The organism is Psychrobacillus sp. AK 1817 (genome assembly GCF_008807035.1).
Classification (GTDB): domain Bacteria; phylum Bacillota; class Bacilli; order Bacillales_A; family Planococcaceae; genus Psychrobacillus; species Psychrobacillus faecigallinarum.
In genome coordinates this window covers 2,893,524-2,912,185 of the sequence record NZ_CP031739.1, presented here as the reverse complement: position 1 = coordinate 2,912,185, position 18,662 = coordinate 2,893,524, and the positions used below count along the sequence as shown (strand labels likewise).

The 18,662-nt window shown below is 36.8% G+C and carries 16 protein-coding genes and 1 other annotated feature; of the genes, 6 read left to right on the top strand and 10 right to left on the bottom strand.

Going from position 1 to position 18,662, the window contains the following annotated elements:
* Positions 1–26: 26 nt before the first annotated feature.
* Both D0S48_RS14570 and D0S48_RS14565 read right to left on the bottom strand, forming a co-directional pair.
* Positions 27–1,337, bottom strand: coding sequence for a sensor histidine kinase (locus tag D0S48_RS14570; protein WP_191963812.1), 1,311 nt, complete (start codon positions 1,335–1,337; stop codon positions 27–29).
* A gap of 113 nt (positions 1,338–1,450) precedes the next feature.
* A complete protein-coding gene (locus tag D0S48_RS14565) occupies positions 1,451–2,134 on the bottom strand; it encodes a response regulator transcription factor (RefSeq protein WP_225216098.1) in 684 nt (227 codons plus the stop codon).
* Between the two features lie 126 nt (positions 2,135–2,260).
* On the opposite strand from D0S48_RS14565, the gene D0S48_RS14560 reads away from it, so the two are divergent.
* The gene (locus tag D0S48_RS14560; RefSeq protein WP_151112348.1) at positions 2,261–3,424 is read left to right on the top strand and encodes a DUF418 domain-containing protein; all 1,164 of its coding nucleotides are present in this window, start codon (positions 2,261–2,263) and stop codon (positions 3,422–3,424) included.
* A 46-nt stretch (positions 3,425–3,470) separates the two neighbouring features.
* On the opposite strand, the gene argS is transcribed toward D0S48_RS14560, so the two are convergent.
* Together argS and D0S48_RS14550 are read right to left on the bottom strand one after the other, a co-directional pair.
* Positions 3,471–5,150: an arginine--tRNA ligase gene (gene argS / locus D0S48_RS14555; RefSeq protein WP_151112346.1), complete on the bottom strand. Its 1,680-nt coding sequence runs from the start codon at positions 5,148–5,150 to the stop codon at positions 3,471–3,473.
* A 51-nt stretch (positions 5,151–5,201) separates the two neighbouring features.
* Positions 5,202–5,418, bottom strand: a binding site (T-box leader).
* Between the two features lie 86 nt (positions 5,419–5,504).
* Positions 5,505–6,356: a GNAT family N-acetyltransferase gene (locus tag D0S48_RS14550; protein WP_151112344.1), complete on the bottom strand. Its 852-nt coding sequence runs from the start codon at positions 6,354–6,356 to the stop codon at positions 5,505–5,507.
* Between the two features lie 66 nt (positions 6,357–6,422).
* On the opposite strand from D0S48_RS14550, the gene aroD reads away from it, so the two are divergent.
* Complete coding sequence (gene aroD, locus D0S48_RS14545; RefSeq protein WP_151112342.1) at positions 6,423–7,175, top strand: type I 3-dehydroquinate dehydratase; 753 nt, start codon at positions 6,423–6,425, stop codon at positions 7,173–7,175.
* 215 nt (positions 7,176–7,390) lie between these two features.
* Here the strand turns inward: aroD and D0S48_RS14540 are convergent, their stop codons facing one another.
* The 3 genes from D0S48_RS14540 to D0S48_RS14530 all read right to left on the bottom strand — a co-directional run bounded on the left by D0S48_RS14540 (position 7,391) and on the right by D0S48_RS14530 (position 9,891).
* The gene (locus D0S48_RS14540) at positions 7,391–7,849 is read right to left on the bottom strand and encodes a GNAT family N-acetyltransferase (protein ID WP_151112340.1); all 459 of its coding nucleotides are present in this window, start codon (positions 7,847–7,849) and stop codon (positions 7,391–7,393) included.
* Positions 7,850–7,934: 85 nt separating this feature from the next.
* On the bottom strand, positions 7,935–8,393 hold the full coding sequence (locus tag D0S48_RS14535; protein WP_151112338.1) for a GNAT family N-acetyltransferase: 459 nt from the start codon (positions 8,391–8,393) through the stop codon (positions 7,935–7,937).
* Positions 8,394–8,478: 85 nt separating this feature from the next.
* A complete protein-coding gene (locus tag D0S48_RS14530) occupies positions 8,479–9,891 on the bottom strand; it encodes a stalk domain-containing protein (RefSeq protein ID WP_151112336.1) in 1,413 nt (470 codons plus the stop codon).
* Between the two features lie 135 nt (positions 9,892–10,026).
* Here D0S48_RS14530 and D0S48_RS14525 point away from each other — a divergent pair, with 135 nt between their 5' ends.
* From D0S48_RS14525 to asnB, 3 genes are all read left to right on the top strand, one after another.
* Positions 10,027–10,926, top strand: a complete 900-nt coding sequence (locus tag D0S48_RS14525) for an ABC transporter ATP-binding protein (RefSeq protein ID WP_151112334.1) — start codon at positions 10,027–10,029, stop codon at positions 10,924–10,926.
* Entirely contained in the window at positions 10,919–12,157 is a 1,239-nt protein-coding gene (locus D0S48_RS14520; RefSeq protein ID WP_144539355.1) for an ABC transporter permease, read from the top strand. The genes D0S48_RS14525 and D0S48_RS14520 overlap by 8 nt, the downstream gene beginning before the upstream one ends.
* A gap of 129 nt (positions 12,158–12,286) precedes the next feature.
* On the top strand, positions 12,287–14,131 hold the full coding sequence (asnB, locus tag D0S48_RS14515; RefSeq protein ID WP_151112332.1) for an asparagine synthase (glutamine-hydrolyzing): 1,845 nt from the start codon (positions 12,287–12,289) through the stop codon (positions 14,129–14,131).
* Between the two features lie 53 nt (positions 14,132–14,184).
* Here the strand turns inward: asnB and D0S48_RS14510 are convergent, their stop codons facing one another.
* The 3 genes from D0S48_RS14510 to dapD all read right to left on the bottom strand — a co-directional run bounded on the left by D0S48_RS14510 (position 14,185) and on the right by dapD (position 17,330).
* Positions 14,185–14,994 (bottom strand): class I SAM-dependent methyltransferase, encoded by an 810-nt coding sequence (locus D0S48_RS14510; protein WP_151112330.1) that lies wholly within the window; start codon positions 14,992–14,994, stop codon positions 14,185–14,187.
* Positions 14,995–15,477: 483 nt separating this feature from the next.
* On the bottom strand, positions 15,478–16,605 hold the full coding sequence (locus tag D0S48_RS14505) for an N-acetyldiaminopimelate deacetylase (RefSeq protein WP_151112328.1): 1,128 nt from the start codon (positions 16,603–16,605) through the stop codon (positions 15,478–15,480).
* Positions 16,606–16,616: 11 nt separating this feature from the next.
* On the bottom strand, positions 16,617–17,330 hold the full coding sequence (gene dapD / locus D0S48_RS14500; protein WP_151112326.1) for a 2,3,4,5-tetrahydropyridine-2,6-dicarboxylate N-acetyltransferase: 714 nt from the start codon (positions 17,328–17,330) through the stop codon (positions 16,617–16,619).
* Between the two features lie 321 nt (positions 17,331–17,651).
* On the opposite strand from dapD, the gene D0S48_RS14495 reads away from it, so the two are divergent.
* Positions 17,652–18,647, top strand: coding sequence for a TAXI family TRAP transporter solute-binding subunit (locus D0S48_RS14495; protein ID WP_225321627.1), 996 nt, complete (start codon positions 17,652–17,654; stop codon positions 18,645–18,647).
* Positions 18,648–18,662: the final 15 nt, after the last annotated feature.

The window sequence follows — 18,662 nt, the reverse complement described above, 5'->3', positions numbered from 1 at the left end:
TTTTCCTTTATAAAGGCAATATCTACTTAATACAAAGGTAATTTAATAGAAACAGTTGCTCCGCCGTCTTCGTTATTAAAAGCTTGGATAGTTCCATCGTGTTTATCAATAATTGTCTTTGCTATATACAGACCAAGGCCAGCATGTCCGTTTCTGCGGCTTTCTCCAGTTATACCTTGATAAAAGGATTCGAATACTTTCGCTTCCTTTCCTTTTTCAAACCCTTGGCCATTATCCACCATTTTTATATATAACCAGTCATCCGTCATAAGTACATTTAGGCTAATCTCTCCTTTTTGTACGAATCTAAGACTATTGGTGAAGAGATTATCCAGTACCTGCGATATTCTATTGGAATCAGCGAAAATATCGATTTTCTTACTTCTTTCATCTTTAAGCTTACCTGTAAATACAACTTGTTCTTTCATACACCAGTGTTCATATTCCTCCATCTTCCCCTGAAAGAAATAAATGGGATCAATTTCTTTTTTGTCTAACTGAAAAAAATCGTTTTCTAGAAGAGTCGTTTGATTTAAGTCGTAAACTAGCTTAACTGCACGCTGAATATTTGACTTAATCACAATTAGGTATCTATCAAAACGATCAATTCCTTTTTTCTTTGCTTCTTCTAAGCCTTCTACATGACCCTGGATAATAGTAAGTGGTGTTCGTAAATCGTGTGCCAGGGCAGCAATAGCCTCCTTACGTTCTTTTTGAAGCTTCCACTCACGTTGTAGAGAATCACTCAGCTCGCTTTGCATATTTTCAAAAGCTTCTATTAAAAGCTGTATTTCTCTTATTTTTTCATACTTATTTATGTTGAAATTTAAATCCTTTTTACGTACAAAGCTTGTCGCAATCATTAGTTGCTCTAGAGGTAATTTTATCTCTCTGCTAAGTCTTCGTACAAATATAATAGTGAATAAAATAATATAGAAAAAAGGTGTAAGCAGAATTAATGGGATTCCCACTTTTAGCAACAGAGTATCAGAGGATTCGATTGGTGTAACCTTCAGTTGATAATAAAGCATAACTACTCCTTGCAAGTTTTCGTTGGCATCAATTATAGGGATATATTTAACAAAGTAATTTTTCTCACTGTAATCCACAATATTTAATCTTTCATATAGTTGTTTGACATCTATGTCTAATTGATCCTCATGGCTGCCGTATTTATATGTACCCGCTATATCGATAACCTTATATTTAAAACCTTCGGATGGAATAATCATATCTAACTTGTTTTTTTGAGAAACTTCTAAGATTGAGTCTTTTTCTAATCGAATTTTCGATTCTATTTTAGGAATCATTTGTTCATAAAAGCTGGCCTCACGCATTTTTGATTCTCCGATATATATCAAAACACTCCATGTAAGAATTGTACTTAGAAGGCTGCATAATAAAATGTAGACAATTAATCGATGAAGTCTCTTATTAAGAGTTGTTGTTTTTACCCCCATCTATAGCCTACTCCCCATACAGTTTGTATATATGTATTGTCCTCCTTGATTGCTTGAAATTTTGCTCTTATTTTCTTTATATGTTCGGTAACTGTGGAATCCTCTCCATTAGCTTCTAATCCCCATACTCGCTCATAAATATGTGATTTAGAAAAAACTTGTCCTTTATTCTCTGCAAGTAACCAAACAATATCAAACTGTTTGTTTGTTAAGTCTATATTCACTCCATTTATATGGATCATTCTACCTTTGTAATCAATGGTTACTTCCCCATATTGTTTTACTTCATAAGCATAGCTTTCGATTCTTCTTTTTTCTCTTCTTATATGCGCATATACTCTAGCTTTAAGCTCGGTAAGACTAAATGGTTTAATGAGATAGTCATCCCCTCCAACTAACAAGCCTTTAATTCTATTAGATTCCTCCTGACAAGCACTAAGAAAAATAATAGGACCAGAGAGATTGGATCTTATTTTTTCACATACCTCAAATCCATCTATCCCATCCATCATTACATCTAGTAAAACTAAGTGTGGATTCTGTTTAGCTAATTGAATAGCATCGTATCCATTGTGAGCAGTTAAGATTTCATAACCCTCGTCCTCTAGAGAATCCTTCATAAAAGAAACTATATCCACTTCATCGTCCACAATTAGGATTTTTTCTTTGAGCAATATGGCACACCTCCCCTTTTACTCATACTATTTCATACTTATAACAAAAGTATAAACTTTTTACTTATTATTTTATTATATTTCAATTCTATTCTTATTCTTATAACAAGTTAAGGAGGAATTAGTTTGAAAAGAATTGAAGTTATTGATGCTTTAAGAGGTTTTGCATTATTAGGGATTTTGTTAGTGAATATACATTTTTTTAACGAATCACTTCAAGCAATTAGTTTGGGAGGAGTTCCTATAGAAGGTAAGCTCAACGAGTCGATTGACTTTTTTACTGCACTTTTAGTTGAAGGAAAGTTTATGCTACTATTTTCTTTTCTCTTTGGGTATGGAGCCACCATTTTGTACATGAAATCTACTACACAAGGTATAAAATTTACCCCTTTATACTTAAAAAGGATGTTTGCCTTATTCATCTTCGGATTGATTCATGGCTTGTTGCTTTGGTATGGCGATATTTTAACCACTTACGCAATAGTTGGCATTGTAATATTATTTTTCTTAAAACGAAAGTCTAAGACAATACTTATTTGGTCTCTTGTATTACTTTCTATTGTCCCACTTCTACTTGGTATATCTACCATATTGACAACTGGAACAGGGGACTATTCTTCTATGGATTTTTCCGAAGAGATTAAATTATCTCAAGAAATAGATAAGCAAATTTATGCGGAAGGAAATTTTGGTGAAATAGTAGCAAAACGTTCTATGGACTTTGTTATGAGCTTTTTCAATATGATATTGTTTTTCCCTCAAATTTTAGGGATATTTTTACTTGGAGTATTTTTTGGAAAAAGAAGGCTATTAGAGAACCTTCACGAGAAAAAGCATTCTTTCCTTGTTTTTGGACTAATTGCCACATTTTCCGGAGTTATCTTAGAATTACCTATGTTATTGTCGAACTCCTCGAATCTTATGTTGGAAATGATAGGTGTATTTATAGCAGGTCCATTACTGATGCTAGGCTATCTTTGTTTCTTCTGTCTTGCTTTCCTAAAATATAAAGAACAACTATTATTCTTTTCTTACATTGGAAAGCTTGGTTTTAGTATGTATATTTTACAATCCGTGATTTGTAGCCTCTTATTTTATAGCTATGGTCTGGGCTTATTTGGAGAAATTCAGCTTTGGCAAACCACTATCATCGCTATATCCATTTATATATTTCAGTTTTTACTTAGCTATCTTTGGATTAAACATTTAAAGTTTCAATCAGGTCCCTTAGAATATGTTTGGAGGTTATTTTACAGAGGTAAAGGGTTCAAACATAAGGCTAGCAAGTAAGAAGCTTTGAAGAAATTCCCACTGTCAGCAAGACAGTGGGGCTTTTCTACATCTGCTCCGGAGCATCTATCCCAAGTAAACTTAACCCTTCCTTTAAAACTATGGCAACCGCATAACAAAGTGTCAGCTTCGATCGCTTTGTTTCATCACCAACTAATATTTTTGTGTTCGCATAATATTTATTGAAATGGCGAGATAGCGTTAGGCAATATTTTGCGATAAGTGATGGATCTGCATGTTCAAAGGATTTCTGGATAACCTGTGGAAAGCCTTGAAGTGTCATTATCGTTGGCCATGCAAGTTCGCCTAGTCCTTCAAAACTCATGTTATTAGTCTCAAACTTACCTTTTTGAAGGAGTGAGTTTATGCGTGCGTGAGTGTACTGAACATAGGGTCCAGTCTCACCCTCGAAGTTAAGCATTTGCTCCAGAGAAAATTCTACATCATTCATACGATGATTTTTTAAATCATGGAAGATGACGGCCCCTACTCCAACTGATTTAGCAACCTCCTCTTTGTGAAGAAGTGAAGGATTTTTCTCCTCAATACTTTTTTTCGCCTCCCCGATAGCTTCGTTTAAGACTTCTTTTAATAAAACCACTTTTCCTTTACGAGTCGACATCTTCTTACCATCCTTAAGCATCATCCCAAAAGGTACATGCTGACAGTCCTTTGCCCACGCATAGCCCATTTTTTGAAGCACACTGAAAAGCTGTTTAAAGTGAAGTGATTGTTCGTTGCCGACTACATAAAATGCTTTAGTAAAGGCATAGTTATTTTGACGATACAAGGCTGCAGCTAAATCTCTCGTTGCGTATAGAGTAGCTCCATCGGTTTTTTTGATCAAACATGGCGGCATATTCTCTAACTCAACTACTAATGCCCCGTCAGATTCCACGAGCAAACACTTTTCTTCTATTTCTTTGACGACCGTTTCCATTTTGTCATTATAGAATGCTTCTCCATTAAAGGAATCAAACTGAATTCCTAGTAATTCATAGATATATTGAAATTCTTTAAGAGAGGCTTCCTTGAACCATTTCCAAAGCTGTAGTGCCTCTTCGTTACCCTGCTCTAGACTCTTGAAGGCAGCTCTTGCCTCAACATTGAGCTCTTCATCCACTTCAGCCTTTTCATGGAATTTTACATAGATTTTCAATAATTCCTCTATTGGGGAGGCTTCAATTTTTTCTTTGTCTCCCCATAGCTTATAAGCAACGATCAGCTTTCCAAATTGAGTTCCCCAATCACCTAAATGATTAATACGAACAGCTTTGTAGCCATTTTTCTCAGAAATATTGGCAAGAGCATTTCCGATTACAGTTGAACGTAAATGTCCCATAGAGAATGGCTTAGCAATATTTGGTGAGGAAAGGTCTATAGTAACTTGTTCGTCTTTCATTGGTAGCTGGCCATAATTGTTTTGATTTTTAAGTATTTCCCCTAACACTTCTTTCGCAATAGTTTTCTGGTCATAAAAGATGTTCAAATAGCCCCCTACTGCCTCTACATTAGCAATAAGTGAACTCTTCACCTGTTTTGCCAATTCAGAAGCGATAAGCTGTGGTGATTTTTTATATAATTTCGCTAGCGTAAAACAAGGAAATGCTAAATCTCCTAATTCAATGTTCTTTGGTTTCTCTAAAAGCATTTGTATTTCTTTCACTGTTAACTTACTTTCTAACTCAGTCTCAATCGAAATAGCAATTTGCTTTAATAGTTCCATATATATTCACCCTCCATTTTGTTTTTCCATATAAAAAAGCTCTCATCTCTATGAAGAGACGAGAGCTGAAATTCCCGTGGTACCACTCTAGTTGTCACATATTGTGACCGCTTTAACGTTATTAACGAGGACTTCCCCGATCTTTTCTACTCTAGTTCAAAAAGCTTCTCCAAAGTGCGTTTCTCTGAAAAGTCCTGTATCAGGCTCTCACTACCCCTGACTCGCTAATCATTATCTCATCAGATACTCTCTTTATCATCGAATTGTGTATGAATTTTCACTAATTTTAATCGAATCAAATACTAAAGTCAATATGTGAATAAATGTCTCCTTATCTATCTAACATTTACTATCTCATTTATTCCCCAGCTTTAAATGAACTGAATCCATCAACTTTTGATAACCAATTTCTTGATATATTTTGTTGGATGTGGGATTTAACATATCGGTATATAAAACACAGAAGTCATATTCCTTTAAAAGCTCCTTGCTGCAGGCTGCTACCATTGTTCTTGCATAACCTTTGCGTCGCTTTTCTTTAGGAGTAAATACCATAGAAACAGTCACTCCATGAGTTGATGGTCTAGCCTTCTTCATCATAGACACAATCTCTCCATCGTCCTCCCATAAGAAAACCTCCTGTCCATTCAACATAGCAGTCACTCTCTGGGCTATTTCCTCTTTAGCAGTACTTGGAAGTCCGGTATCTTCTTCAAACTGGCTATACCATGATTCTATTAATGGAGCATCATTGTTATTAGCAAATCTCCAGGATCCTGGGCTATTTTCTAGCGTATCATCCACTTCATCTAATCGATATAATCCCTGGTCCATTAATAGCGAATTTGCTTGTCCCGTTTTCTCTTCCCATTTTGACGCGAAGCGAATAGCCCATTCCTTTACACTTATGATCGAGTTTATATGTATACCACGTTGTAAAATCTCTTCAATACATAAATCGATTAACGCTTCGATTTTATTTAAATCGACAAAAATAATATTAAGTGGATGTGGTGGAGTCATCTGAAAAAGTGCCAATAACTCCCCATCCTCCTCAATAGTAGCCATCAGTGGGTCCTCATATCCTCCCACTCTAATTCTTTCAAGCACACCTAAAAATAAGCTAAATTTGTCCTCGTTTTGCTTTAAAAAAGGTTTTGCAATATCGTAAAACTTCTCTGCACTTTCATAGATTTGAAATCTCATTTTTACATCCCCTTTGCAACGTTTTATGTTAATATAACGTAAAACGTTGCATGATGGGAGATATTTATGAAAATTATTTCTATTCGGGATATTCATATTGGGGAAGGACTACCAAAAATTATTGTTCCACTAATAGGAAAAAATAAAGAAGCCCTTTTTAAGGAGCTACAATTAGTTAAGGATGCATCTCCTGATGTAGTCGAATGGAGAGTAGATTTATTACAGGAAGTTGAAAGCTTAGAATCTGTCAAAGACACCCTTTCATACATACGAGGTTATTTATATCCTACCCCCCTTTTGTTTACTTTTAGGAGTCACAAGGAAGGCGGCAATAAAGTTATTGAACCTGATTATTATAAGCAACTTTTACGTGAAGTGATCCAAACAAAGGAAATAGATTTAATTGATATTGAGCTTTTCTCAGAGGAAGTTGAGGAGCTAGTTTCTTTAGCTAAGGATAATCATATTTCTGTGGTGATGTCCAACCATGATTTTAATGGAACTCCCTCAAAAGAGGTAATAATAGAACGCTTAACAGCTATGCAAAGACTAGGTGCAGATATTCCTAAAATTGCTGTTATGCCTAATAGTCCAGCCGATGTTATTACCCTCCTGGATGCTACCTATACGATGTATTCTACATATGCGGATCGTCCGATTATTACAATGTCTATGGCTAAATCAGGTATTATCAGTCGTTTATCTGGAGAAATTTTCGGTTCAGCAGCTACCTTTGGTTCAGTTGTATCAGCTTCCGCTCCAGGACAAATTGAAGCAAAAGAATTAAAGAAAGTGTTAGGACTTTTACATAACGCATAGTAATAACTGCTCCCAATCATTATTCGGGGGGCAGTTTTAATGTTTAAGGCTGAGGAAATTCGCATTCTAATTGGCAAAATTAAACATTATAATTCTTAGAAAATAAAAGATCCACATAAATGAGCTAGGAAATGTATATCCCAGCTCATTGTATTTTCACTAAATCGATCATTAGTTTAAGTAATAGTTCACATTAAATTTACTTTAGAATTGCCTTACTTTAAACCTGTTTCTTTTTCATATAGCTTGATATGATCACCACTCACGCCGTACACAACACCATTATTTTTCCACCCGTATTTTTCATAATAGCCTTCAAGATCTGTGGACAAATAAAGCTTATCATATCCTTTTCTTGCTGCTTCTTTCAGGCTGTGTTGTAACAGCATTAAGCCTATTTCTCTACCTCTATATTCTTCTTTCACGAATAAGCAGGCGAGCCATGGGCAAAGGTCTTGGCGGCTATTAAGGTCATTTCTTAATAACGCATAAGTTCCAATGATCTCCTCCTCTTCAATCATCACATAAAATCTTGGAATATCTGAAAAACGACAAGAATGAATCATAGCATCTTCATAAAATTTATAATTATGCTCATTTCCCCATTCTTTCCAAAATACTTGAATTGCTTTTTTGAATAGGTTATTCCTTTCCTGTAACTCAATAATTTGCATTATCTTTCCCCCAATCCAGCATAACCTGCTCCGTTAGTAAGAACACACCTCTATTAAGTAATGAAATGACACGCTTAGAGCTATCTTATTTTTCTGTGGATAAAATCCTCTCTAGTCGTATCATATCCACACAAGGAATGCCGTTTTCCACAATCTCTTCGGGATAATTAATTTTAAAAAAATCCTTATCCACAGAAACAATTCTGAATCCACACTTTTGATAGAGTGCAAGCTGATTTATGCTGGAGTTTCCTGTACCTACTTCTATTTTTTGATAACCAAGCTCTTTTGATTTCTCAATGGCATCGAGAACTAATTCTTTTCCTATTCCTTTTCCTTGATGTTGTTCATGTACAGCTATATTTTTAAGCTCCACAGTCTGGTTATTCAAAGGCACTAAGACATATACGCCAATTATTTTATTTCCTGCTTTCGTTATATAGCATTGACCCTTATCTAAATAAGCTTTAACTAATTCCTCTGCGGGATCTGCTAACAACAACAAATCCATTGGAAAATCGCTGTCTATTTTGTATACATTCATTTACTTTCCCCCCTGGAGTATTTCTCAACATAAATTGTACCAAAAGAAAAGCCGTCCTTCTCTATATGAGCGGACGACATATTCTTTAAGACTCTGGAACAAGAATTTCTAAAATATCCTCAGACACATAGGTTTTCTTGTTGTGCAGAACGGGTGTCTCTTGAAATTCTCTTATACTTCTGTTGTATCCATACTTCAGCTCTCCCCTAGTAATGGAAAATGAGCTATTGCCAAGCTTTAAGTACACACTATTACGTTTTGGATGGGACATTACTTCATATCCTAAATACTGAGCCACCTCACGTATAGGAATCATCTTAACTCCATTTTGAATTAAATGGTCATTCTCTATTATTTTGTTGAGCTCTTTTTGAACAGGTTCAATATATTCTAGTGCAATAATTTTTGATGGAGTCGTAAGTTTTTGATTGTTCTTAGGTGAACTATAAAATACGATTAACTCCTTGTTTGTTAAATCATTCTTGGAAATTTTCTTTCCCTTTTCATCCACCAATTCTGTTTTGTTGGTAATTTGAAGTTTCAGCTCTTTATCTAGACTTACAAATTGCTCATCGAATTTTGACACCTTCACTAGGCCACTCTTTTCTTCATGAGCAACAATGATTTCTGGAGAGATTCTTGGTGGATAAATTAAAATCATTGGTTTATTTTTATCGTAATAGGCATCAATTTTCATCCCCTTTTTAAAGGATTCAATAGAAATCGCTTTTGTTGAAGCGCTATTAAGAGCTATTACATCTTTATTTAATACTAAAATTGAAATCTGAGGCTCTTTCTCATTCGTTTCTACAGTTAATGTTACTTCTTTATTATTTTTAGAAACTTCCTTAATAGTACCGGAGAATTTCATAAAGTTGCTTGCATCTTTTTCTTCTAAAACAACTACTTTGTTCGGTATTGTTTGAGCAGGAATACTTCTTGTCGAGGTCTTATAAAATACAATCAGCTCATTACCCACTAAATTTTTTTGATCGATACTTTCTCCATCCTTATTAACAACAAGCGTTTCCTTAGAGAGATTCAGCTTTAATTGGTTGTCTTCACTTGTTAACTTTTCATCGAAGACCCCTACCTTTGTAAAGCCTACATTTTTGCCATCATGAGCAATTATTAACTCTGGCGAAATTTGGGCTGGATAGATCATAGTCCTAGCTTTTGTTTTATCATAGTAGGCTTCTATTCTTTGCCCTTTGACAAATTCCTTTTTTTCTATTTCCTTGGCTGTGCCGCTATTATATAAAAGCGTCTCGTTTGTGATTGTAAAAACAGTGACAATCGGTTCTTTTTGCTCTGTTTCAACAGTAAGTATGACATTGTCTTCTTTATTTACGACTTCTTTAACGATACCAGTAAATCTCTCCAGTTTAGAGTTTTCTTTAACCATGGTATCCTCTCCCTCCTTCGCCAAAACAAATGTAGGTGTGAGAAGAAGACAGATTGCTATAAAGCTGAACGAAAGATAGTGTAATTTTTTCATTTCTGATCATCCCCTTTGTTTTCATCAATGAATTAGACGGAAGACCATGATAAACGTTTCAAAATTTTTTGAAACATTTATTATTCTAATGCGTATAAAGTAGTACGAAAAAATACTTAGGAATGGAGCTTAAACATGGCGTTAGTAATTAACGAAGTAACCAAACGTTATCAAGATTTTACTGCAGTTGACCATCTCTCCTTCACCATAGAAAAAGGTGAAATATTTGGTTTAATCGGTCAAAATGGTGCCGGTAAAACTACGACCTTTCGGATGATACTAGATTTACAGGAAACTACGGAAGGAACCATCACATGGGATGGTACAAATATCAATAATATTAATAGAGATCTTTTAGGTTATTTACCCGAGGAGAGAGGTATTTTCCCTGCTATGAAAGTGGAGGATCAGCTTTACTTCTTTGGAGAGCTTCGTGGTAAATCCCGTAAGGAGCTAAAAAAAGAAGTGGATTACTGGATTGATCGTTTTGAATTAGAGGACAAACGAAAAGCGAAAGCTGAAACACTATCCAAAGGAAACCAGCAAAAGGTGCAATTGATCGCAAGCTTCATTCACCAGCCAGCATTTCTTATACTAGACGAACCATTTAGTGGACTGGATCCAGTAAATAAGGATTTGTTGAAAGGTGCCATTTTAGAGCTAAAAGACAAGGGCACAACTATATTATTTTCTAGCCATCAGATGGAAAATGTAGAAGAGCTTTGTGATCATTTATGTCTTTTAAAACGTGGTGTCTCTTTGTATGCTGGAAGCCTGCTAGACTTAAAGAAACAATATGGAAAAACAAAACTTACTATTCGTACGGAGCTTTCAAAGGAGACACTTGAAAGCATGGAGGGCGTTAAGTATGTCCATGTTGGAAAAGACCAGTATATCCTTACACTAGCAGATGAAAAATATGCGCAAGCAATCTTTGACTCTATTTTTGATGGCAAGTATATTGAGAAATTTAGCTTAGATTATTTGTCATTAGATGAAATCTTCAAGGATAAGGTAGGTGGCAAGAATGTCTAAATTTTGGTTGTTAGTCAAACAGTTATATACTCAAAAAATAAAAGCAAAATCTTTTATAATCATGCTTGCCATCTACGTTGGTGTGATTTCCATCGTGATGTTTTGGTCAGATATAAAGGCTGCATTCTTTGAAAGTGAAGCATTAGAAATTGCAGTTATAAATGAGACAGAGGCTGATATAGAGGCTTTATTCCAATCTAATAATGATTTAGCATTTTCGTTCCCTACTTCTCCAAATGATGAGGTAGAAAAAGAAGTCATTGACGGAGACTATGCAGCTGCCATTTTTATCAAAGATGAAGAGAATTCTCTTAACGCGGAAATAGCAACATATGAGCCATTAGCATTTACTGATCAGCTCAGTCTATCTTCCACTCTTCAATATGCTGGGAAATTGTATGAGGTACAGCAGCTGAACCTCACAGCCGAAGAAGCAGATAAAATTCTACAGTCCGAAACCATCATTACAATGAAAAATTTAGATGAAGCCTCTGCTGGGGGCAAGAGTGAGGATGAGAAGGCGGTAGGAATCGTCGCTTCTATGCTCATCGGCTCCTTAATTTATGGTTTCTTAATATCCTTTTTATCTATGATAACAACAGATGTGGCTTCTGAAAAAGGTTCTCGTGTTTTAGAGGTTCTTCTTGCAAGTGTTAAACCATCTACTCATTTAATAGCTAAATTAACAGGTACATTTCTCTTGGCAATTACACAAATCGGAGCTTTGATAATTTTGTTAGCAGTTATTTTTATGACAGTTGATGGTGGCTCTAAAATTGATAGTTTACAGCCTATGATTGAAGAGCTTTCCTATTCTTATATTGGGTATGCCCTAGCATTTTTAATCATGACCATTGTGCTAAATTTAATCATTGGTGCATTGTTAGGCTCACTTGTATCTAAAGTAGAGGAAGCTGGTCAGGCAGTTATGCCAATGACTATCATCGGAATCATTGGATTTTATGTATTAATTTTCGGAGCGCAAAGTCCAGACACCATGCTTGTAAAGGTATTCTCTTACATACCATTTACATCGGGTATGGTAATGCCATTACGCATTGGTGCAACTGACATCGGGGCATTTGAGCCGATGCTAGCTCTACTAATACTAACCGTTACCTCTATCGTAGCATTCATCATCAGCCTGTCCTTCTATAAACGAAGCGTTCTTACTTATAGCTCAGGCGGTATTATCCAAAAGATTAAAACTGTATTAAAGGTAACAACATAATCCTAAATGAAAGTACCACGAACCTCACATGTTCGTGGTACTTTTACTTATTTCGGTCACTTATCTCTCGTCACTTTTTCAGCACTTTTTTGCATATACTATGGGGGTGAAAGAAGGGATGCGAATTATATGTGTGGAATAACCGGATGGGTTGATTTTAGAAAAGATTTACGGGGGTATTCTCCTGTTGTGGAGAAAATGGCAGAGAGTTTAAAAAAGCGGGGACCAGATGATCATAGTGTGTGGAGTGCGGTCCATGCTCTCTTTGGTCATCGAAGATTGACTGTTGTTGATCCCGTCGGAGGCAAACAGCCAATGAGCAAAAGCTATCAATCTAGGAATTATACGCTTTGCTATAATGGAGAGCTTTATAACACGGAAGATTTACGAAAGGAATTATTAAGTAGAGGGCATTCATTCTCAGGGCATTCAGATACAGAGGTATTATTAACCTCTTATATTGAATGGAATGAAAAGTGTGTTGATTACTTTAATGGAATTTTTGCTTTTGCCATTTGGGATGAAGAAGAGCAAAAGGTTTTTATAGCAAGAGACCGCTTAGGAGTAAAGCCATTGTTTTTTACGGAAAGAAATGATGGATTGCTATTCGGATCTGAATTAAAGGCATTGCTTGCACACCCAGATGTTCCAACAGAGATTGATCGGAATGGATTATCAGAGATTATTGGGCTTGGGCCTTCCCGCACTCCTGGATTCGGTGTATATAAAGGGATAAAGGAGCTTAGACCAGCACATGCATTAACTTTTTCGAAAAACGGCCTGCGTATGTGGCGGTATTGGAACGTGGAAAGTAAAGAGCATACCGACACATTAGAGGAAACGATAGAAAAAGTACGTTACTTAGTAACAGATGCGGTAGAAAGACAGCTTGTGTCCGATGTGCCTTTATGTACATTCCTTTCGGGAGGAATAGATTCTAGTGCTATTTCTGCAATTGCTGCAAATGCTTATAAAAGAGATGGAATACCCCCTCTTCATACTTACTCGATTGATTATGAAAACAATAATGTTCACTTCAAGGGAAATGAATTTCAGCCTAGCGAGGACTTCCCTTTCATCCAAAAAGTCTCTAGCTCTCTTCATACTACTCACCATTTTTCAGTCATTACACAGGATGATCTAGCTCAATTTTTAACGGAGTCAGTCCATGTACGTGATTTACCTGGAATGGCAGATATAGACTCCTCTTTACTATGGTTCTGTAAAGAAATAAAAAAGGATTTTACCGTAGGATTGTCCGGAGAATGTGCGGATGAGATATTTGGGGGCTATCCTTGGTTTCATAAGGTTGGAAATGCAGAAACAGGCTTCCCTTGGATTCGATCCAAGCATGAAAGACACTCCTTGCTAAACGATAGCTGGCAACAAAAATTGAAAATAGAAGATTATGTACAAAACGCATATGATATAAGCGTAGCAGAAACACCTCAGCTGATTGGCGAGTCCTCCTTAGAAGCAGAACGAAGAAATCTCTTTTATATGAATATGATTTGGTTTATGTCCACACTTTTGGAACGAAAAGACCGGATGAGCATGGGAGCAAGCTTAGAAGTGCGTGTCCCCTTTGCAGACCATCGTCTTGTAGAGTATGCGTGGAATATTCCGTGGGATTTTAAAATGGTTGGAAACCAAGAAAAAGGCATTCTTAGAAAGGCATTAGAGGGAATTCTTCCAAACGAAGTGCTCTATCGTAAAAAGAGCCCTTATCCAAAAACCCATAATCCGGTCTATGCAGCAAAGGTTCAGCTCATGCTGAAGGAGCAACTGCTAGATAAGAATTCTATATTGCATGAACTATTTGACCCTAGAAGTCTTCAAACGTTAATCGAATCTAATGGAGAGGCCTTTAAGATTCCTTGGTTTGGACAATTGATGACTGGTCCCCAGCTATTAGCTTACTTAGCTCAAACGCATATTTGGTTTAAAGATTATAATGTTCAATTGGTGGATTAATAAATGTTAGAGGGTGGCGGTGACAAATCACTTTCACCCTCTTTATTGTTCAGCTATTTTTTTACTCCAATATACAATAGGTGAGAGGATATCCCTAAAATATAAGGGTCATTGGCTTTTTCAATCAGCAGGTCAATTAGATTTTTGTATTCCTGCTCACCTTTGTCTTTCCAGTAGTCCCAATTTTCCTTATTCAATATTGAAGCGACATTTGAGCCTATTAATTCTAAGCTTTCAAATCCATGCGCTTCCATGAACGGCTTTATCTCTTCGATATTAAAATAATACGCTCTTGTAAAACGCCCAGCTTCTTGGTGATTAAAGCTGCCTGTGTCGTTAAATTGTTGAATGCTTTTCATCTGGTTATTTGGCTTCCAATTTTCAGGGTACATGAGAGAAGTAAGTATGTGCTTAATCCTAGGCATAAACGCAATAAAAACAAGCCCATTCTTTTTTGTTACTCTATGTAATTCACGTATTGCTTTTATCCGGTCGGCTTCTTCCTGTAAATGATACATAGGTCCAAGCATAAGAGCCGCATCAAACTGCTCATCTTGGATCCCGGATAAGTCTCTTGCATCTGCTACAAGAAAATCTGAAAAGTGATTTTCCAGATGAAATTTTTCTGCTTTTTCTTTCGCTATCTCTACTAGTTTCGGTGTAAGGTCAGTTAGGGTTACCCTATAGCCCTCCATTGCTAGCTTGATTGAATATTTCCCCGGTCCCGCCCCGTTATCGAGTATATTCCCAGCAGGAGGAAGATATCTCTTTATGTAATGCCAATTCACCTGAAATTCAATTGGTTCTCTTTCAAGTCTCCCCCACTCATCAAATTGGTTGTAATAATTAATAATGTCACTCATAACAAACACCTACATTCTTCATCAATTTTAATATTAGTTCTATTTACAGTAGGATAATCCCTGCTAGATGAAATAATTTATACTATTTTCAACTATTAAATAGAAATAGTTTACCCGGCAAGCATGTATATAGATGACAAATTTCAGCTCTCGGCGGGGGCATTCCGTGGGGTGAGCGATAAGCCATCACCGTCGCTAGCGCGCACGTTGTGATGGCTTATCTGTCTCACTCATCCCACTGGAGTCGCCGCCTGTCGCTCCAATCATTAGATTGAGAGTAATTAGAAGGGAATAACTTATACTGTTATATTCAGCCATCAAATAGAATCAGCTTAAGCGAAAATCATGTGTAATAGATGGTACGATTTTGCTAATATCACCTCCAATTTTCAAAAAAATTCAATCCTACTCTAAAGGCAATAAATCAGAAGACTTTATTGTTTCTTAGAAAAAAAAGACAGAGATTCATCATCTCTGTCCAGTCTATTTGCTTGTAAGTGTTCTGAAGTATTTGTCTACAAAAGGAACGAGATAGTCTAAAACCTTTTCACTTGGATTCATCTTCGCGTGGTGAAGTCCAAAAGGAGAATCGACACCAGCCCAGAATAACATGCCTGGTATGTCCTTTAAGAAATAGCCAAAATCCTCGCCTGTCATCGCGGCCTCACAGTGGATGGCGTTGGTTGCTTCATGCTGCTCTGCAAAAGCTAGAAAATCATTGGCGATATCCTCATTGTTATATACCTGATAATAAGAAGACCCATAATCGATTTTCACGTCACAATCAAATGCTATTTCAGTGGCATGGCAGAATGCTTCTATTTTTTCTTTAATGAGTGTCATTGTAGAAGCATCCATTGTCCGAATAGTTCCCTCTAAACGAGCATGACCAGAAATAATATTTTGGACAGTTCCCGATGAAAACTTTCCAATAGTTAAAACTGCAGGCTTCATTGGATTGACTACTCGGCTAACGATAGACTGCAACTGTAGCAAAAGAGTCGCTGCCGCAATCGACATATCCTTTGCTTGGTGTGGATAGGCAGCATGGCCCTCCTTCCCTACTAAGTCCATATAGAGCTCAGAGGTATTGGCAAATAGTAAGCCAGGGCGAGTAGCTATCGTACCAACTGAATATTCTGGAGCTACGTGATAAGCAAAAATCTTGTCTGGCATAAGCTCGGGCTGTTCTTCCTTTAGCCAATGTAACATCGGAAGAGCACCACCTGGACTTTCCTCTGCTGGTTGAAACAAGAACACCATATGATCGTTTAATGGTGACTCTACTATTTTTTGAAGCAAACCGAGCGCAACGGTCATATGCATATCGTGCCCGCAGGCATGCATTCTACCCATGTGCTCAGATGAAAAGGCAACATCGGTAGCCTCCGTGATTGGGAGACCGTCAATATCAGTCCTCCAGCCAATCGTTTGAGTTGGCTGGAGTCCTTCTACTTTCACGACAATACCTGTCTTCCACGTAACAATCGTTAATCGATCCTGTGGAAGCGAGTGGATTTGCTCCAATAAGTAAGCCTGCGTTTTCACCTCTTTAAATCCAAGCTCCGGTATACGATGCAAATCGCGACGAATATCAAGTAAGGTTTTCATGTGTCACCTTCTTAAATTTGACGTAGTTCTTGCATAATTTCTGTTTTAGATTTTGTTTGTGCATCGATATCTTTAATTACCTTAGCTGGTGTACCCGCAACTACTGTATATGGCGGTACATCTTTTGTTACAACTGCTCCGGCAGCAACAACTGCTCCTTTGCCAACTCGGCACCCCTCTAAAACTACAGCATTAGCACCGATTAATACGTCGTCTTCAATTATTACTGGAGTTGCAGAAGGTGGCTCAATAACACCTGCAAGCACTGCTCCAGCTCCAATGTGACAGTTATCTCCCACTGTTGCACGACCACCAAGGATTGCTCCCATGTCGATCATTGTACCTTTACCAATGACAGCGCCAATGTTGATTACAGCACCTAGCATGATAATTGCATTATCACCAATGCTCACTTGATCACGAATAACTGCACCTGGTTCAATTCTTGCATTAATACCTTTTAAATCTAATAAAGGTATTGCAGAGTTTCTGCTTTCATTTTCAACTACTATATCTTCAATTTGTGCTTTATATTCATCTAATGTCGGTTGAATTTCAGACCATTCTCCAAATAGAATAAGAGAATTCCCTTGTCCAAAAACCTTTGTATTTTCTCCGAAAGAAAGTTGGTCAATCCCACTTCCTTTTATGTATACCTTCACTTGCGTAGATTTTTTTGCGTGTTGAATGTAAGAAATAATCTCATGTGCATCTAACTGTTTCATGTTCTCATTACCTCCTCAAATATGTGCTTATTGTACATTAATTTTTATTAAAAATCACGAATTTAAATACATTTTCAAATAATTAATTATCTTATCTACATATTAAAAGAGATTGTTGCAGGATTATTACAGGTGCCAGGCACCTGTAATAATCCTGCAACCATTTATAAAAATCAGAAAATACTGATATTTAGTTGTAAAATTATAGATTAAAAGTATAATATTAATAATCATCTATTTGATATGCCAACTGGCTTATTTTTTTACAACATAATGGAAGCGCTATCATTTGGGTGAAAAATAAACCTTGGGGGAGAGAAATTGAAAAAAAAGAGTCTTAGTCTTGTTTTGTTAATGGTTTTGGCACTTTTGGTTGCAGCGTGTAGTGGAGGGAAGCCAAATATTGCTATCGGCCCTCCAGCTAGTGAGACTAGCTCCGTCTCTAAGCTAATTTTAGATGCCTATGGAATTACTGATGATGATTACAAAGCTTATCAGGAGGGCTTTGGCGATGCTGCTGATGGTGTGCAGGATGGAAATATTGATATTTCTATAGGTATCCTTGGGCTCCCGGCTGCAAGTATCGAAAGCTTGCAAAATTCTGCAGGAGATGTTGTGATGATGAGCTTATCTGATGATGCAATCTCTTATATTGAAGAGAATAGCGGATATAGACGTCACACTATTCCTAAGGATACGTATGACTTTTTAGATTCAGATGTGGAAACTGTGACTGCCTACGCTATTTTAATGGGAAGTACAGATACGATCGATGATGAGCTTGGTTATGAGCTAGCAAAGATAATGATTGAAAACGCAAGTGAAAATACACATGCTCAAGCAAAGCAGATGATTTTAGAAAACGCACTAAACGGGGCTGAGGGGCTTCCTATTCATCCTGGCGCAAAGCGTTATTATGAGGAACAGGGTCTCACTATTGACAACCCAGTAGCAGAGCTTACTGCTGACAAAAGCAACCGCAAGAATGATTTTATACTCGGAACTGGAAGTCAAGGCGGCACTTATTATCCACTAGGGGGAGAGATGGCAAGTATTTGGAATAAACATATCGAAGGATTTAACTTAACAAACACAGAAACTGGCGCATCTGTAGAAAACCTATCTAGTATTCGAGATGGAAACATGGATTTAGGTATGTCTGTACATGTACCAGCATTACAAGCAGTCAATGGCGAGGCAGCATTTGAAGGACATGAAGTTCCAAACGCCGCATTTATTGGTCATATTTATCCAGAGGTTATTCAAATTGTTACGCGTAAAAGCTCTGACATTAAAAGCTTGGACGATGTGAAATAAAATCGAGGTATAAAA

Bases quoted from the DNA above. Each gene is read 5' to 3' on its own strand.
- argS (WP_151112346.1), bottom strand. From the start codon at position 5,150: ATGGAACTATTAAAGCAAATTGCTATTTCGATTGAGACTGAGTTAGAA.
- D0S48_RS14550 (WP_151112344.1), bottom strand. From the start codon at position 6,356: ATGAGATTTCAAATCTATGAAAGTGCAGAGAAGTTTTACGATATTGCA.
- D0S48_RS14520 (WP_144539355.1), top strand. From the start codon at position 10,919: ATGTCTAAATTTTGGTTGTTAGTCAAACAGTTATATACTCAAAAAATA.
- D0S48_RS14535 (WP_151112338.1), bottom strand. From the start codon at position 8,393: ATGAATGTATACAAAATAGACAGCGATTTTCCAATGGATTTGTTGTTG.
- D0S48_RS14510 (WP_151112330.1), bottom strand. From the start codon at position 14,994: ATGAGTGACATTATTAATTATTACAACCAATTTGATGAGTGGGGGAGA.
- D0S48_RS14530 (WP_151112336.1), bottom strand. From the start codon at position 9,891: ATGAAAAAATTACACTATCTTTCGTTCAGCTTTATAGCAATCTGTCTT.
- asnB (WP_151112332.1), top strand. From the start codon at position 12,287: ATGTGTGGAATAACCGGATGGGTTGATTTTAGAAAAGATTTACGGGGG.
- D0S48_RS14525 (WP_151112334.1), top strand. From the start codon at position 10,027: ATGGCGTTAGTAATTAACGAAGTAACCAAACGTTATCAAGATTTTACT.
- D0S48_RS14505 (WP_151112328.1), bottom strand. From the start codon at position 16,605: ATGAAAACCTTACTTGATATTCGTCGCGATTTGCATCGTATACCGGAG.
- D0S48_RS14570 (WP_191963812.1), bottom strand. From the start codon at position 1,337: ATGCGTGAGGCCAGCTTTTATGAACAAATGATTCCTAAAATAGAATCG.
- dapD (WP_151112326.1), bottom strand. From the start codon at position 17,330: ATGAAACAGTTAGATGCACATGAGATTATTTCTTACATTCAACACGCA.
- aroD (WP_151112342.1), top strand. From the start codon at position 6,423: ATGAAAATTATTTCTATTCGGGATATTCATATTGGGGAAGGACTACCA.
- D0S48_RS14540 (WP_151112340.1), bottom strand. From the start codon at position 7,849: ATGCAAATTATTGAGTTACAGGAAAGGAATAACCTATTCAAAAAAGCA.